Origin of the sequence: Acidiphilium sp. JA12-A1, from assembly GCF_000724705.2 — a bacterium.
GTDB lineage: Bacteria > Pseudomonadota > Alphaproteobacteria > Acetobacterales > Acetobacteraceae > Acidiphilium > Acidiphilium multivorum.
The window spans coordinates 18,235-33,204 of sequence record NZ_JFHO01000040.1 but is presented as its reverse complement, the minus strand read 5'-3'; the positions used below and the strand labels follow the sequence as shown (position 1 = coordinate 33,204).

General features: G+C 66.2%; 11 protein-coding genes. 5 read left to right on the top strand and 6 right to left on the bottom strand.

From position 1 onward, the window contains the following. The first annotated feature begins 1 nt into the window (after position 1). A complete protein-coding gene (locus tag RT91_RS07715) occupies positions 2 to 3,094 on the top strand; it encodes an efflux RND transporter permease subunit (protein ID WP_035186582.1) in 3,093 nt (1,030 codons plus the stop codon). Positions 3,095 to 3,101: 7 nt separating this feature from the next. Here RT91_RS07715 and glgA read toward each other — a convergent pair whose 3' ends face one another. The 4 genes from glgA to tsaD form a co-directional block, all read right to left on the bottom strand. Next, the gene (glgA, locus tag RT91_RS07710; RefSeq protein ID WP_011941302.1) at positions 3,102 to 4,541 is read right to left on the bottom strand and encodes a glycogen synthase GlgA; all 1,440 of its coding nucleotides are present in this window, start codon (positions 4,539 to 4,541) and stop codon (positions 3,102 to 3,104) included. A 2-nt stretch (positions 4,542 to 4,543) separates the two neighbouring features. Then, the gene (glgC, locus tag RT91_RS07705; RefSeq protein ID WP_035186580.1) at positions 4,544 to 5,815 is read right to left on the bottom strand and encodes a glucose-1-phosphate adenylyltransferase; all 1,272 of its coding nucleotides are present in this window, start codon (positions 5,813 to 5,815) and stop codon (positions 4,544 to 4,546) included. Positions 5,816 to 5,873: 58 nt separating this feature from the next. Next, positions 5,874 to 8,390 carry a glycogen/starch/alpha-glucan phosphorylase gene (locus RT91_RS07700; RefSeq protein ID WP_035186579.1) on the bottom strand — a complete coding sequence of 839 codons (2,517 nt, stop codon included), beginning with the start codon at positions 8,388 to 8,390 and terminating at the stop codon, positions 5,874 to 5,876. Positions 8,391 to 8,544: 154 nt separating this feature from the next. Further along, complete coding sequence (gene tsaD / locus RT91_RS07695) at positions 8,545 to 9,636, bottom strand: tRNA (adenosine(37)-N6)-threonylcarbamoyltransferase complex transferase subunit TsaD (protein ID WP_035186577.1); 1,092 nt, start codon at positions 9,634 to 9,636, stop codon at positions 8,545 to 8,547. Between the two features lie 23 nt (positions 9,637 to 9,659). Here tsaD and hemC point away from each other — a divergent pair, with 23 nt between their 5' ends. Genes hemC through RT91_RS07675 form a run of 4 tightly spaced genes read left to right on the top strand, consistent with a single transcriptional unit; the run spans position 9,660 to position 13,501 of the window. Continuing rightward, positions 9,660 to 10,661 carry a hydroxymethylbilane synthase gene (gene hemC / locus RT91_RS07690; protein ID WP_035186576.1) on the top strand — a complete coding sequence of 334 codons (1,002 nt, stop codon included), beginning with the start codon at positions 9,660 to 9,662 and terminating at the stop codon, positions 10,659 to 10,661. Further along, entirely contained in the window at positions 10,654 to 11,367 is a 714-nt protein-coding gene (locus tag RT91_RS07685; protein ID WP_035186575.1) for a uroporphyrinogen-III synthase, read from the top strand. Before hemC ends, RT91_RS07685 begins: the two co-directional genes overlap by 8 nt. Next, on the top strand, positions 11,364 to 12,317 hold the full coding sequence (locus RT91_RS07680; protein WP_007424612.1) for a COG4223 family protein: 954 nt from the start codon (positions 11,364 to 11,366) through the stop codon (positions 12,315 to 12,317). The genes RT91_RS07685 and RT91_RS07680 overlap by 4 nt, the downstream gene beginning before the upstream one ends. Next, positions 12,317 to 13,501: a heme biosynthesis HemY N-terminal domain-containing protein gene (locus RT91_RS07675; RefSeq protein ID WP_035186572.1), complete on the top strand. Its 1,185-nt coding sequence runs from the start codon at positions 12,317 to 12,319 to the stop codon at positions 13,499 to 13,501. Before RT91_RS07680 ends, RT91_RS07675 begins: the two co-directional genes overlap by 1 nt. Here the strand turns inward: RT91_RS07675 and RT91_RS07670 are convergent. Both RT91_RS07670 and RT91_RS07665 read right to left on the bottom strand, forming a co-directional pair. Then, on the bottom strand, positions 13,461 to 14,642 hold the full coding sequence (locus RT91_RS07670) for an acyltransferase (RefSeq protein ID WP_035186569.1): 1,182 nt from the start codon (positions 14,640 to 14,642) through the stop codon (positions 13,461 to 13,463). The genes RT91_RS07675 and RT91_RS07670 overlap by 41 nt on opposite strands. 43 nt (positions 14,643 to 14,685) lie before the next feature. Then, the gene (locus tag RT91_RS07665; RefSeq protein ID WP_007424610.1) at positions 14,686 to 14,940 is read right to left on the bottom strand and encodes a GlsB/YeaQ/YmgE family stress response membrane protein; all 255 of its coding nucleotides are present in this window, start codon (positions 14,938 to 14,940) and stop codon (positions 14,686 to 14,688) included. Positions 14,941 to 14,970: the final 30 nt, after the last annotated feature.

The following is a 14,970-nucleotide window of genomic DNA, read 5'->3' as shown; positions in this document are numbered from 1 at the left end:
GGTGAACGTCTCATCGATCTTCATCCGGCGGCCGATCGGGACGACGCTGCTTGCCCTTGGCATCCTGATCGCCGGCGCGCTGGCCTATCTGCAACTGCCGGTCGCACCGGTGCCGAGCATTCCGATTCCCGCAATCGTCGTCTTCGCTTCCGATCCGGGGGCCTCGCCGGCGATCATGGCGAGCACCGTTGCGGCCCCGCTGGAACACGCGCTGGGCACGATTCCGGGGGTGAACGACATCCGCTCACAGAATTCGGTGGGTTCGACATCGGTCGTGCTGTTGTTCAATCCAGGGCCGGATATCAGCGTCTATGCCCACGCGGTGCAGGCCGCGATCAACGCCGCGCTGCCCAACCTGCCCGCCTCGATGCCACGACGGCCCTATTACAAGGAATTCAATCCGGCGTCGCGCCCGGTGATGTCGCTGGCACTGACCTCGGACACGATGAGCCTAGCGCAGATCTATAACGTTGCCGACACGGTGCTGGACCAGAGGCTGGCGCAGGTACCCGGGGTGGCGCAGGTCGGCATCTATGGCGGCGGATCGCCGGCCGTCAGGATCCGGCTGAACACACAGGCACTCGCCGCGGCCGGACTGACCAGCGCCGATGTCTACAACGCAGTACGCAGCGCCAATGTCACACAGCCGCTCGGCGTGATCGAAGGACCGCACCGAGCCTGGACGCTGGTTGCCAACGGACAGCTCACCAGCGCAACGCAATATCGCGACATCGTGCTCAAATCGGCGTCGGGCGCGCTGCTACGACTATCGGACGTGGCCTCCGTGATCGACGGCGTTGCCAACACGCAGCTTGCCGCGAGCGCGAACGGCAAGCCGGCGATCACCATCGAGATCACCAAGACCGCCGACGCCAACGTGATCAAGACGGTCGAGGGCGTGAGGAAACTGCTGCCAGACATCCGCACCTGGCTGCCGCCGTCGGTGAAGCTGTCGATCCTGAACGACCGCACGACAACCATCCGCGCGAGTGTGGCCGACATCCAGATCACGCTGCTGATCACCATCCTGCTCGTGCTCGCGGTGGTCACGCTGTTCATGCGCCGCATGACGCCGACCATCGCCGCCGGTGTCACGGTGCCGCTCTCGCTGGCCGGGACCGTGGGCGTGATGTGGGCACTGGGTTTCACGCTCGACAATTTTTCCCTGCTGGCGCTGACCATCTGCGTGGGCTTCGTGGTCGATGACGCGATCGTGATGATCGAGAATATTGTGACACAGCATGAGCGAGGCCTGAGCGGCATCGAGGCGGCTCTGGTTGGAGCGCGGCAAATCGGTTTCACCGTCATCTCGATCACGATCTCGCTCGTCGTCGTGTTCCTCCCGCTCACGCTGATGGGCGGTGTCATCGGCGACCTGTTCTACGAGTTCGCGATGACGCTTTCGGTGGCCATCCTGATCTCGGGCGCAATCTCGCTCACGGTCACGCCGATGGTTTGCGGGCATTTCATGGGGCGGACTCCGAAAGTGGGGCGTGACTCGCGGATCGCGCGTGGGATCGACCGGCTCTACCGGCGCAGCCTCGATGCCTACGCGCGCAGCCTAGACTGGGCGCTCGCGCATCGCTGGCTGATGCTGGCGAGCTTCGCGCTCACCGTAGCCCTTACCATCTTCCTCTACATCAAGGTACCCAAGGCGTTCATTCCCGAGCAGGATTCGGGGCTGATCATCAGCCATACGATGGCACCGTCAGACGTGTCATTCTCGCGGATGAAACGGCTGGAAGCGCGCGTTGTTGCTGCGATCCTGAAAAATCCCGCCGTGGATACGGTGAGTTCGCGCATCGGCGTCGCCAACGGATTCTCCACCGCCAATCGCGGTCAGATGTTCATCCAGCTCAAGCCGCTATCCGAGCGCACGGCGTCGGCACAGGAGGTCGTGCGCCAGCTTCAAGCGCGACTCGCGCGGATTCCGGGAATCACCACGTTCATGTTTGTGGCGCAGGACCTGTTTTTTGGAGGACAGTCGAATGGCGGAGAATACAGCTTCTCGGTCGTCGATCCCTCTCTTGCGGGATTGGATCAGGTTACAACAGAGATCGAACGGAAGCTGCGCACGCTAAAGCAGGTCGACAATATCTCGACCGATCAGAACAAGGCACAGACCCAGATCACGGTCGAAATAGACCGCAACGCGGCTGCGCGTCTCGGCGTCTCGATTGCGGCGATCGACGGCGTGCTGCAGAACGCCTTCGCGCAGCAGCAGATTTCTCGGATTTACGAGGCCGAGAACCAGTATTCAGTGATCCTGAAGGTGCCGGAGGGATTGGATCGCTCACCCGTCGATCTCCAGCATATCTATGTCGCCGGCACGAAAGGGCCGCTGCCGCTTTCGGCTGTCGCGCATTATGTCCGGGCGACGGCACCGCTCTCCGTCACGCATCTCGACGGCTTGCCAGCCGGGACGATCAGCTTCAATGTCGCAAAGGGAACGTCTCTCGGGCAGGCGATCACCGCGGTGAAACAGGCCATCGCCTCACTTCCGCTGCCCGCTTCCGTGAAGATCAGTTTTGGCGGTAACGCGCGTTATTTCATGAAGTCGGTGAGCGACGAGCCGCTCCTGATCCTCGCGGCGCTGATCGCGATCTACATCGTGCTAGGCGTACTCTATGAAAGCCTCGTCCAGCCGCTGACCATTCTCTCCACGCTGCCGTCAGCCGGCGTTGGCGCCCTGCTCGCCTTGCTGGTGACCGGCACACCGCTCTCGGTCATCGGCATTATCGGCATTTTCCTGCTGATGGGGATCGTCAAGAAGAATGGCATCATGCTGGTCGATTTCGCGCTGAATGCCGAGCGTGAGCATGACATGACGCCGGCCGAGGCGATCCGCGCCGCCTGCCTCGAACGCTTCCGGCCCATCATGATGACGTCACTTGCCGCCGCCCTCGGGGCGCTGCCCCTCGCCTTCGCAGTCGGCACGGGCGAACAGCTCCGCCGGCCACTCGGTATCGCGGTGATCGGCGGACTAATCGTTTGCCAGGCATTGACGCTCTACACCACGCCCGTGATCTATCTAGCGCTGACCGGGTTCGGCCGCCGCCGGGCCCGAAAGCTGGCGACCCTGCCGGCGGAATGAGCGTTATCTAACGCGACGTCAGGGACCGATAGAGAGCCGCATAGTTTCGCGCTGGCTCGGTCCAGGAAACGTCGAGCGCCATCGCGTTGCGCTGCATACGGCTCCACTTGTCGGGATCCGCATATAGTGCCGCGGTGCGTCGGAGGCCGTCCGAGAGGCCGGCCTCGCTTACAGGCCCGAACTGGATTCCCGTGGCGACACCGGCGGATATGGCGACGGGATTGGCGTCGATCACGGTGTCGACCAGGCCGCCGACCAGCGAGACCACGGGAATTGCGCCATAGCGCTGGGCCGCCAGTTGCGTAAGGCCGCAGGGCTCGAACCGTGACGGCACGAGAATCGCGTCGGCACCGCCCTGAATGAGATGCGAGAGCGATTCCTCGAAGCCGATGATCGCGGCAACGCGGCCCGGCCGAGCCGCTACCGCCTCGCGCAGCGAAGCCTCGATCCCGGTTTCGCCAGTACCGAGCACCGCGAGCTGCGCCCCCAGCGCGTCGAGAACGGGCAGGGCTTCGATGATCAGGTCGATCCCCTTCTGCCCGGCCAGGCGGCTGACCACGCCGAACAGCAGCGCGCGCGGATCCGGCGCGAGGCCCATCCGCGCCTGTACTGCGCGCTTGTTCACCGCCCGCGCAGCAAGATTTGCGACATCATAACGCGCGGCAAGATGTTCATCGGTAGCAGGATTCCACGTTGCCGTATCGAGGCCATTGAGAATGCCATGCACTGCGCTGCCACGCTTGCGAAGCAACCCGTCGAGCCCCATGCCACCATCCTGCGTCGCGATCTCGGTGGCATAGCGGGGCGAGACGGTGGTGATGGCGTCGGCGAATTGCAGACCGGCCTTGAGGAAGCCGATGCCGCCGAAATATTCCACACCGTCGATGACGAAGGCGCTGGCCGGCAGACCGAGCGCGCCGAGAAGATGGGCAGGAAACCAGCCCTGAAATGCAAGGTTGTGAACGGTGAATACGCAGGGCGGCGCGGCATGACCTTCATAATGAAGATAGGCGGGCACGAGACCGGCCTGCCAATCATGCGCATGGAGCAGATCGGGCACGAAACCACCGACGGCACCGCGGGCGAGGAGCGCGCCCGCCCGGCAAAGCGCCGCGAAGCGCTGCGCGTTGTCGGACCAATCGACGCCGTTCGAGGCGATGTAGGGATTTCCCGGGCGCGCATAGAGATGCGGTGCATCCAGCACGAAGAGATCGTGCCTGCCAGCGGCCGCGGCGCGAATCTCCGCTGCACCGCCGAAGAGGTCGGGAATCCGCAGGACGGATTCCGCGCGATCGAGCGCGGCGGTGACGGCTGGATAGCCCGGCACCAGCGACCGCACCGTGATTCCTTCGGACGACAGGGCCGCCGGGAGCGCGCCCATCACGTCGGCGAGGCCGCCGGTCTTGACGAGCGGGTAGATTTCCGATCCGACCGAGAGGACGCGCATGATCAGGCGGTCATCAGCCGGTCGAGCATCGGCTGGGTGATCAGACACACCCCCTGCGCGGTGCGGCGGAACCGCCGCGCGTCGTCCTCGGGATCCTCTCCCACGACCAGCCCTTCCGGAATCCGCACGCCGCGATCGATCACCACATTGGCAAGCCGAGCATGGCGGCCGATATCGGCACCCGGCAGGATCACCGCGTCACTGACCTGCGAGAAGGAATTCACGCGTACGCCGGTGAACAGCAGCGAGCGGCGCAGCGACGCCCCGGAGACAATGCAGCCGCCGGAGACGAGCGACGATACCGCCTGGCCGCGCCGGCCCTCCTCATCATGGATGAATTTCGCGGGCGGCGTGCCTTCGGTGTGGGTCCAGATCGGCCAGGTGCGGTCATAGATGTCGAGCGCAGGCACGAAATCGGTCAGGTCGATGTTGGCCTCCCAATAAGCATCGATCGTGCCGACATCGCGCCAGTAGGGCTCCGGCTCCTGCGCCGAACGGACGCAGGAACGCGCAAAGTGATGTGCACAGGCGCGGCCTTCGCGCACCAGCGCCGGGATGATGTCACCGCCGAAGTCATGTTTCGAATGGGGATCATCGGCATCGCGTCGCAGCACGTCGAACAGGAAGTCCCGCTGGAAGACATAGATACCCATGCTCGCCAGCGCGACTCCCTCGCGACCCGGAATCGGCGGCGGGTTCGCCGGCTTTTCGAGAAAGTCGATGATGCGGTCGGATTCGTCGACATGCATGACGCCGAAGCCCCTGGCGTCGGCAAGCGGGACTTCCACGCAAGCGATGGTGACATCTGCCTGCTGGGCAACATGCTGCTGGAGCAGCACCTCATAGTCCATCTTGTAGATGTGGTCGCCGGCGAGGATGATGATGTATTCAGGTCCAATGCTTTCGATGATGTCGATGTTCTGGTAGACGGCGTCGGCGGTGCCGAGATACCAGTTCTGTTCGGAAATCCGCTGGCTGGCGGGGAGGATATCGAAACTCTCGTTGCGCTCGCGCCGGAAGAACGCCCAGCCGAGCTGAAGATGACGAATGAGGCTGTGGGCCTTGTATTGAGTGGCGACGCCGATATGGCGGATGCCGGAATTCAGGGCATTGGAGAGAGCGAAATCAATGATGCGCCACTTGCCGCCGAACTGCACCGCCGGCTTGGCTCGCCGGTCGGTCAGTTCGTGAAGACGTGAGCCACGGCCGCCGGCAAGCACATAAGCCATGGCGCTGCGCGACAGCGGTGTGGTCCGTTCGGTGCGTCCGTTCATTGTTTTTCCTCCCTCATGCCGCCGGGACGTCTGGCGGACTTGTTTCAGTTGTATCGGCTCATCTCTCCAAGCCTGTTACATGCCAAATCTTTTCCGCGTATTCGCCGATCGCACGATCGGACGAAAACGGCCCCATGCCCGCCGTATTGAGCACCGCGGCACGCCACCAGGCGTCGCGATCGCGCCATAGCGCGGCGACGCGGCGCTGGGCCTCGGCATAGGAATCGAAGTCGGCGGTGACAAGGAAGCGGTCGGTACGGCGCAACTCGTCGACGATCGGGGCGAAGCGCGTATCCTCGCCGGGTGAGAAGGTGCCGCGACCGATCGCCTCGATTGCGCCGGCCAGCGCGGGCGAGGCGACGATCGAGCATTCCGGATGCCAGCCGTCGAGCCGGCGCACAGCAACCTCTGCTGCGGTAAGGCCGAAGATGAAGATATTGTCAGCGCCCACGTGATCGCGGATCTCGATATTCGCTCCGTCGAGCGTGCCGATGGTGAGCGCGCCGTTCAACGCGAATTTCATGTTGCCGGTGCCGGAAGCTTCCATGCCGGCCGTCGAGATCTGCTCGGACAGATCGGCGGCGGGAATGATGATCTCCGCGAGACTGACATTGAAGTTCGGCAGGAATACGACCTTGAGCAAGTCGCTGGTGACTGGATCGTTATTGATCACGCTCGCGACGTCGTTGATCAGCCTGATGATCAGCCGCGCCTGCGCGTAGCTCGCCGCGGCCTTGCCGGCGAAGATCTTCACACGCGGCACCCACCCCGCCGCGGGTCGGGCGCGGATCGCCTGCCAGAGCGACACCGCTTCGAGAATGTTGAGCAGTTGCCGTTTATACTCGTGAAGGCGCTTGACGTGGACATCGAACAGCGCGTCGGGATCCAGGCCGATACCGAGTTGCTCGCCGACCAGGTTCGAGAGCGCCACCTTGTTAGCGCGCCGGCAGGCGATGAGCCGGGCGCGGAGACCGGGATCGCCGGCCAGCCCGCGCAGACCGGCAAGGACTGAGGGATCGTCGAGGACGGCGTCGCCAAGCACATCGACCAGCAGGCCGGTCAGTCGCGGGTTGGCCTCGAACAGCCAGCGGCGAAAGGTGATTCCGTTGGTGACGTTGGTGATCCGGTCGGGATGGAGCACGTGCAGGTCGTGAAAGACGGTCTCGCGCATCAGGCCGGTGTGCAGCGCGGAGACGCCGTTGACACGGTGCGAGCCGACAAAGGCAAGCGTGCCCATACGCACGCGGCGGCCCTGGGTCTCGTCGATCATGGACAGGCTTGCCTGCAGCGAGTCCGAAGCCGCCCCCTTCGCGCGGGCCGCTTCGAGATGGTCGGCATTGAGTCGGTAGATGATCTGCATGTGTCGCGGCAGCAGACGCTCCATCAGCGCGACTGGCCAGGTCTCCAGCGCCTCGGGCAGCAGCGTGTGGTTGGTGTAGGAAAAGCAGCCACAGGTGATGCGCCAGGCTTCATTCCAGGCGGTTCCGTGCCGGTCGACAAGCAGGCGCATCATCTCGGCGATCGCGATCGCGGGGTGGGTGTCGTTGAGCTGGATCGCCGCCATGTCCGGCAGTCGGGAGAGATCGTAGCCTTCGGCGAGATGGCGGCGGAGGATGTCGTGCAGTGAGGCAGCGGAAAAAAAATATTCCTGGCGGAGCCTGAGTTCCTGGCCGGCCGGCGTCGTATCCGACGGGTAGAGGACACGCGAGACTGATCGCGCCCGCACGTCGTCGGCGACGGCGCCGAGGTAGTCGCCAGCGTTGAAGGCGTCGAGTCGCAGCGGCGTGACGGCCCGCGCGGACCAGAGGCGAAGCCGGTTCGCATGCCGTGCCCGCCAGCCGATGACCGGCGTATCATGGGCAACGGCGCGCACGAGTTCGGCGGGATGCCAGACGCAGCGGGTGGCACCATCATCGTCGCCAACCTGCTCGACATGGCCACCGAAGCCGATATCGCAGTCCCGCTCCGGCCGGCGGATTTCCCAGGGATTGCCGGCGGCGAGCCAATCTTCCGGTAATTCGACCTGAACGCCGTTGCGGATCTCCTGACGGAACAATCCGTTCTCGTATCGGATTCCATAACCGCAGGTCGGGATCGCAAGACTGGCCGCACTCTCCATGAAACAGGCGGCGAGCCGACCGAGCCCGCCATTACCGAGGGCAGCATCGGGCTCGGCGGCTCGGACGCGCTCGAAATCTGCACCGAGTTCGCCAAGGGCCGCGCGCGTCAGGCCGGTCATATCGAGATTGGTCAGGGTGTCCACCAGCAAGCGGCCGACCAGGAACTCAAGTGAGAGATAATAGACGCGCTTGTGCCCGGCCGCGCGGGTGAGATCGTCCGAATCGAGGCCGTGCGCAACCACGCGGTCGCGCAGGGCAAGAGCGAGCGCCTCGAACCAGTCGCGATCGCTGGCCGTGCGTTGGTCCCTGCCAAGGGCATAGACCAGCTTCGCAAGAATTGCGTCCCGCCAGTCGGCAACGGAACGGATGGGAGCGAGCGCCAGCGGAACGGCAGGGCCCGGCGCGCGGCCGGATGCGGGAAGATCGGAGTGATCCCGCGTAGACACGTTACTCATCGGGAGCGCCTCTGTTTCCGGTTTTCATGTATGGCGCGCTTTCCGATCTGTGGGGTCGGATACCGAGCGCCATCAGTCTGAAAGAGCGAGTATCCTGATCCGGTCAGATGAGGTCATTCGACCGGATGATGTACCAGCGTGGCACGAAACCCGCTCAGCCTGCAATCTGCATGTTCCGCACCTGCTCCAGCGGCCAGCGCGGCCGGCAGCGCACGCCGAGCGGATCGGCGGCGTCGCCGGCGCGCAGGCGCTCGATCGCCGCCCAGGCGACCATGACCGCATTGTCGGTGCAGAGGCGGAGCGGCGGTGCGGCGAGGGGAAGGCCTGCGCCGGCGGCAATATCGGCCAGCGCGGCGCGTACCGCCTTGTTGGCGGCGACTCCACCGGCGACGACCACCGCTGTCGCGCCGGGCAGCATCGCCAGGGCATGGCGCAGCCGATCGGCCAGGGCCGCGACCACCGCGCTCTGGAAGGCGAAAGCGAGATCGGCCGCGAAATCGCGCGGCAGACCGCCTTCCGGCTGCCGGGCGACAAGTTGAGCAACGGCGGTCTTCAGGCCGGAGAAGGAAAAGTCGCAGCCGGGCCGGCCAAGCATCGGCCGCGGCAGGTCGAATCGGCCGCCCTGCCCCTCGGCGGCAAGACGCTCCAGCGCGGGGCCGCCGGGATAGGGCAGGCCAAGCAGTTTCGCGACCTTGTCGAAGGCCTCGCCGGCCGCATCGTCCAGCGTGGTGCCAAGCCGGCGATAGCGTCCGACCCCCTCCACCGCGATGAGCGCCGTGTGCCCGCCGGAGACAAGCAGCAACAGATAGGGGAAATTCGGCGGGTTGCCGCCGGCGTCCGGCAGACGCGCGGTGAGCGCATGGGCTTCGAGATGGTTGATCGCGATGAACGGCACGTCGGCTGCTAGCGCCATCCCTCTGGCCGTATTGGCGCCGACAATAAGGCCGCCGATCAGGCCTGGGCCGGCCGTGGCGGCAATCGCGACAAGGCCGGACGGCGTGGTGCCGGCCGCCGCCAGCGCGCGGTGGATCATGTCCGGCAGCAATGCGAGATGGGCGCGCGCGGCAATTTCCGGCACCACGCCGCCGAAGGGCGCGTGGTCGGCGATCTGGCTGGCGACGAACTCGGCACGGATCCGCCCCGCGCCGTCGAGCACGGCGCAGGCTGTTTCGTCGCACGAACTCTCGATACCGAGGATCAGCGAGTCGTGGCCCAACGCGTCGCCGCTTGCGGCTTTTCTTTCCATCGCGATCCTTTTAAGCAGTGAAGATGCACCAGGAAAGCTCGTCGGGCAGCAAAGTCGCCCCCCATTCCGGCCGCCGGCTGCCGCTACGAGTCGGCACCCGCGGGTCGCCGCTAGCCCTCCGGCAGACCGACATGTTCCTCGCGGCGCTGCGCGAGATCTGCCCGGCCCTCGGTTTCGCGCCGGATGCCTTCGCGCCCGAGATCATCAGCACGACCGGTGACCGGGTGACCGACCGCCCCCTCGCCGAAATCGGCGGCAAGGGGCTGTTCGCCAAGGAAATCCATGAGGCGCTGCTCGACGGGCGGATCGACTTCGCAGTGCACAGCCTCAAGGATCTCGAGACCGCATTGCCGGACGGCATCATCCTCGCCTGCACGATGAAGCGCGAGGACGCCCGCGACGCGCTGATCCTTGCCGACGGGCTCGGGCCGGTGAACGACGGCGATATCTGGTCGAGCCTGCCGAAGGGCGCGCGGGTCGGGACCTCGTCGGTGCGGCGGCAGGCGCAACTGCTGCATGCCCGGCCCGACCTACAGATCGGCCTGCTGCGCGGCAATGTCCGCACCAGGCTGGATGCGGCACGTATCGGCACGTTCGATGCAACCTTGCTCGCTCTCGCCGGGCTGCGGCGGCTTGGATTCGAAGAGGAGGTGGCCGCAGCCATCGACCCGGAAGCGATGGTGCCAGCCGCCTGCCAGGGGATTGTCGGGATTACCGTGCGGGCGGCAGACAGCCGGCTCGCCGAACTGCTCGCGGCGATCGAGAATCACGAGGCGAAGGCAGTCTCCAAGGCAGAGCGGGCATTGCTCGCTGCGCTTGACGGTTCCTGCCGCACGCCGATCGGCGGACATGCACGGCTGCTGCCGGATGGCAATCTGCACCTGACAGGGCTCACAGCGCGTCCGGATGGCAGTTTCCTGCTGAAGCGCAGCGAGGTGGCGAACGCCGCCGATGCAGCGCGACTGGGGGCGGAACTCGGTGCCTCGCTGCGGCGCGACAGCCCGGCCGACATCTTTCTTGACTGACACCGGTGCGACAGAGCCGCTCACCGTCCTGGTGACGCGCCCCGAACCGGGCGGCAGCGCCACCGCCGCCGCCCTCCGCGCGGCAGGATATGTGCCGGTTCTCGCACCCTGTCTTGAGATCGAACCATTGCCGGGGGCTTTGCCGACGCTGGTGGATGGAATCGTGATCGCCAGCACCCAGGCGCTGCCCGGCCTGCCACCGGCACTGCGGGCCGTGCCGCTGTTCGCGGTGGGTGATGCCACCGCCGCCCGCGCGCGGGCAGCCGGGTTCATCGACGTCGCGAGTGCCGCCGGAACGGCACGGGAACTGGCGGCGCTGTTGGGTGAGCGGCTCGCTCCCGGCGCACGGCTGCTGCTGGCCTGTGGTGCGGGGCACAGCATGGATCTCGCTGCTGATCTTCGCGGCCGCGGCTTCCGGGTGACACGTCGGGTGGTGTACCGCTCGCGCCCGGCCCGGCAGCTCGACGCGGCAGCCCAGGCGGCGCTGGAGGCAGGCGAAATCGACCGGGTGATGGTATTCTCACCAGCCAGCGCGCGGCGTTTCGTGACCCTCATCACCGAGGCGGGGCTCGACGGGGCGCTGGCCGGGGCGATTGCCGTGGCAATCAGTCCGGCGGCTGCGGCCCCGCTCACGCGCCTGCCCTTCCGCGACATCCGCAGCGCGGTTTCGCCCGATCAGGATCACATGATAACGATACTGGCATGACCGAGCACGACCCGAACCAGACCCCGACCGCTCCCTCCGCCACCGGCGAACCGGCGCTAGCCGCCGCGCCAGAGCCTCAGGCTGCCGACCCCGCGACCGCACAGGCCGCGACGGACGTGCCCCGGCACAGGCGCACGGCGCTCGGCCTCGTGACCGTCGCCATTCTCGCGCTTGCTGTCGGCGAGGTCTTTCTGCTTCGCGCCCAGTTCGACGCGGCGGGGCAATCAGCCCGGATCGCGCAGCTGTCAACCCGGATCGGCGCGCTGCGAAATCGGGTGGCATCGCTGGAGCAGAAACTGACCACTGTTGCCGCGGAGGCGAAAAAGCCAGTGCCCGCCGAACCGGCGCCCGCCCTGCCCGCCGATCTCGCAGCGCGGATCGGCAAGATCGAGTCCAGCATCGCAGCGCTGTCGACCACCACCCTCGCCGATCACGCCGCGGTGACGCGGCTGCGGCAGCAGAGCGGCGACCTGCCCGCACTCGCGGCAAAGGCGAAGACCCTGGCTCTGATCGCGCAGGCGAGCCTGAACCTGCAGAACGGACTGCCGCTCGGCAATATTCCCGGCGCACCGGCTGCCCTCGCCGCCTACGCCACCGCAAAGCCACCGACGCTTGCCGGGCTGAAGGCAAGCTTCCCGACCTATGCGGAAGCCGCCACACACGCTGCCGGTGACGCCGCGCCGCAAGGCGGGTTCTGGCAGAGGACGAAAGCGCGGGTGGAAAGCCTCGTCACCGTGCGGCATGGCGACAAGGTCCTGATCGGCAGCCTGGCCGAGGGCATTCTCGGCAAGGCGCAGGCCGCGCTTGGACGGGATGATCTGAAGGCAACCCTCGCTGTCCTCGCGAAACTTCCGCCGGACGCAGCCACGGCAATGAAGCCTTGGACCGAAAAAGCCAGCGGGCTTCTTGCGGCGCGAACGGCGCTTGCCGGAATGGCGGAGAAGGCCTGATGCTGCGCGCTTTCCGCTTCGCCCTCGTCGCGATCACCCTGCTGGGCATCGCCTGGTTTCTTGCCGGCCTGCAAGGGCATGTGACTGTCGAGATCGGGACCTATGCCGCCACCGCATCGACGCCGGTGGCTATCCTGCTGCTGGTTCTGCTGATTGTTGTCGTTGTCCTGGTACTTGGCTTGCTGCGCGGGGCACTCAGCCTGCCCAGGCGGATATCGGTGAGGCGCGGCCGCGCGCGGCGTGATGCCGCCGATTCCGCCGCGCTGCGCGCGCTTTCGGCGCTCGCAGCGGGCGACACCGAAGCTGCCGCCGGCCATGCGCGAACCGCACGGCGGCATGCACCAGAGGCGCCGCTCACGCTTTATGTGAGCGCCGAAACGGCGCGGCAGGCGGGCGACGCTGCGGGGGCCGAGGCGCTGTTCTCCAGCCTGGCGAAACATGGCGATGCCGGATTCCTCGGTTGGCGCGGCCTGCTGACCGCACGCCCACTGCCCCAAGATGACCCAGACAGGCTGGCGCGCTCGGCAGAACAGGCCCGCCAGGCGGCGGCATCTTATCCTAATTCGGCGTGGCTGCGCGAGCAGCGGGTGCGGATCGCGCTGGGACAGGGACGGTTCAGCGAGGCGGCGCGGCTGGCGACCGATCCGGCGGCGCGCGCGGCGCTGGCTATCATGGCCTCACGCGAGGTGGCTGGCGAACCGCTGGCGATCGACTGGGCGCGGGACGCCGTGCGCTTGGCACCGGGCCTGCCGGAAGCGCATCTCGCACTTTTCGAGGCGCGTGCGAAGGCTGGCCAGGCCTGGCGGGCAAAGCGGGCGCTGAAGCGGGGCTGGCGGATCGCGCCGCATCCCGACCTTGCCGATGCCTGGCTGGCGGCGCTGACATCGCCGCTGGAACGGGCGACGGCAGCGGCCAAACTCGCCGAACTCAACCCCGGGCATCCGGAAAGCGAGGCGTTACTGGCGCGCACGGCCCGCGCTGCGAACCTGGTCGGCGAGGCCGAACGGCACGAACGGCACGGCGGCGGCAAAGGCGTATGGGTCTGCGCGACCTGCGACACCGAACACGAGGCGTGGCAGCCGACCTGCCGCAAATGTGGGGCAATCGGTTCGCTCGGCTGGTTGCGCCGGACGAATGCCGAGTCTACGCCCCGCCTGTTGCCGGCACCGCAACCGGCGGCCTGACAATCCGCCGGCGGCGCAGGAACCGGCGCTCGATGCCGTAGTGCAGCATAGCGGCCAGGATGATCGACCCAGCCACCGTCGCCCCGCCCCAGCAGAGCCCGAACAGGAGGGGGCTGCCGGATAGAACCGGGCCAAGCGCCAAGGCGAGCGCGCGGCCGACAGGTTCGTTCACCAGATAGAGTGGATAGGAAATCAGCCCAAGCCAAAGCACGGGCGGCGATCCGAGACATCGCGCCAGTAGCCTGAACGGCCGCCATGCGGGCACGCGCTGGGCGGCAACCGCAATCGCCCAGGCAAGAGGCGGCAAGAGCTTGGCAAGCCGCCCCCAACCCGCGCCGTGACTGGCGCCGAGTGCCATCGTCATGATGAGCATGATCACGAACAACCTCCACGCCCCTACCCGATCGCCGGACCAGAACCGCGAGGCAGCGACGCCGAGCGCGAAATAGGCGGCTTCGTTCGGCAGAAAGGCCCTGCTGAACCGCCAGGGAGCCGGGATAAAGGCGGCATAGATCCGGGCAAGAACGGCCAGTCCGATGAGAGCCAGCGAAAGACGCACAAGGGTGCCATCGCGACCATCGCACCGGAGAGCGACAAGCGCGATTACCGCATAGAACTGCCATTCGGTCGAAAGGCTCCAGGCCGGGCCGAGGAGGGCGAAGGGGCCGTCCGGCAGCAAGCGGTGCGGCAACGCCCCGTGCAGGAAGACCAGATGAGCCAGTATCTCGAAGACAGGGTGCTGCGGCGGGCCAGCCGGCCAGATATCGGCCGCCGGGTCGCCGGGCGCGAGCCATGGCATGGTTGCGAAAGGCGAGCCCCCCTTGAGCATCAACAGAGTCGAGCCGACCAGTACAATCATATAGACGGGCAGAAGCCGGCGTGCGCGGGCGACGAGGAACGATCCCGGGCGGCGACCGAACCGGGTCATGGACTGCACGATCACCAGCCCGGACAGGGCAAAGAACAGGTCGACCGCAGCGAGACCGTGGCTCACAAGCCCTTGCGCAGCCCACATGGCCAGCGGCGGCAATGGCAGGAACGGTACCAGATGGCCGACCAACACATATATCGCGAGAACGCCGCGCAATCCGTCAAGCCGGATCAGCCGGCCTATTGCAGAACCTTCCTCCCGCGCCACCATGGCGCGGAGAATATCACAACTTCAAATTGTATTGAACAGAATATTACAATCGGCGACGACCGAGCAGGGCATGATAGGCAACGAGTATGATCACCGCGCCGACGACCGAGACGAACAGGCTGTAGAGAAAGCCGCCACCGGGCGCGAAGCCAAGCGCAAGGAAAATCTGGCCGCCGACTAGCGCGCCGACGATGCCGAGTACGATATCGAGGATCGGTCCCTTGCCGCCGTTATCGACGATCTGGCTGGCGATCCAGCCCGCGATCAGGCCAAGAATGATAAAACCTATCAGGTGCATTCCCCGAATCCCTCTTTCGTTCGTGAGACA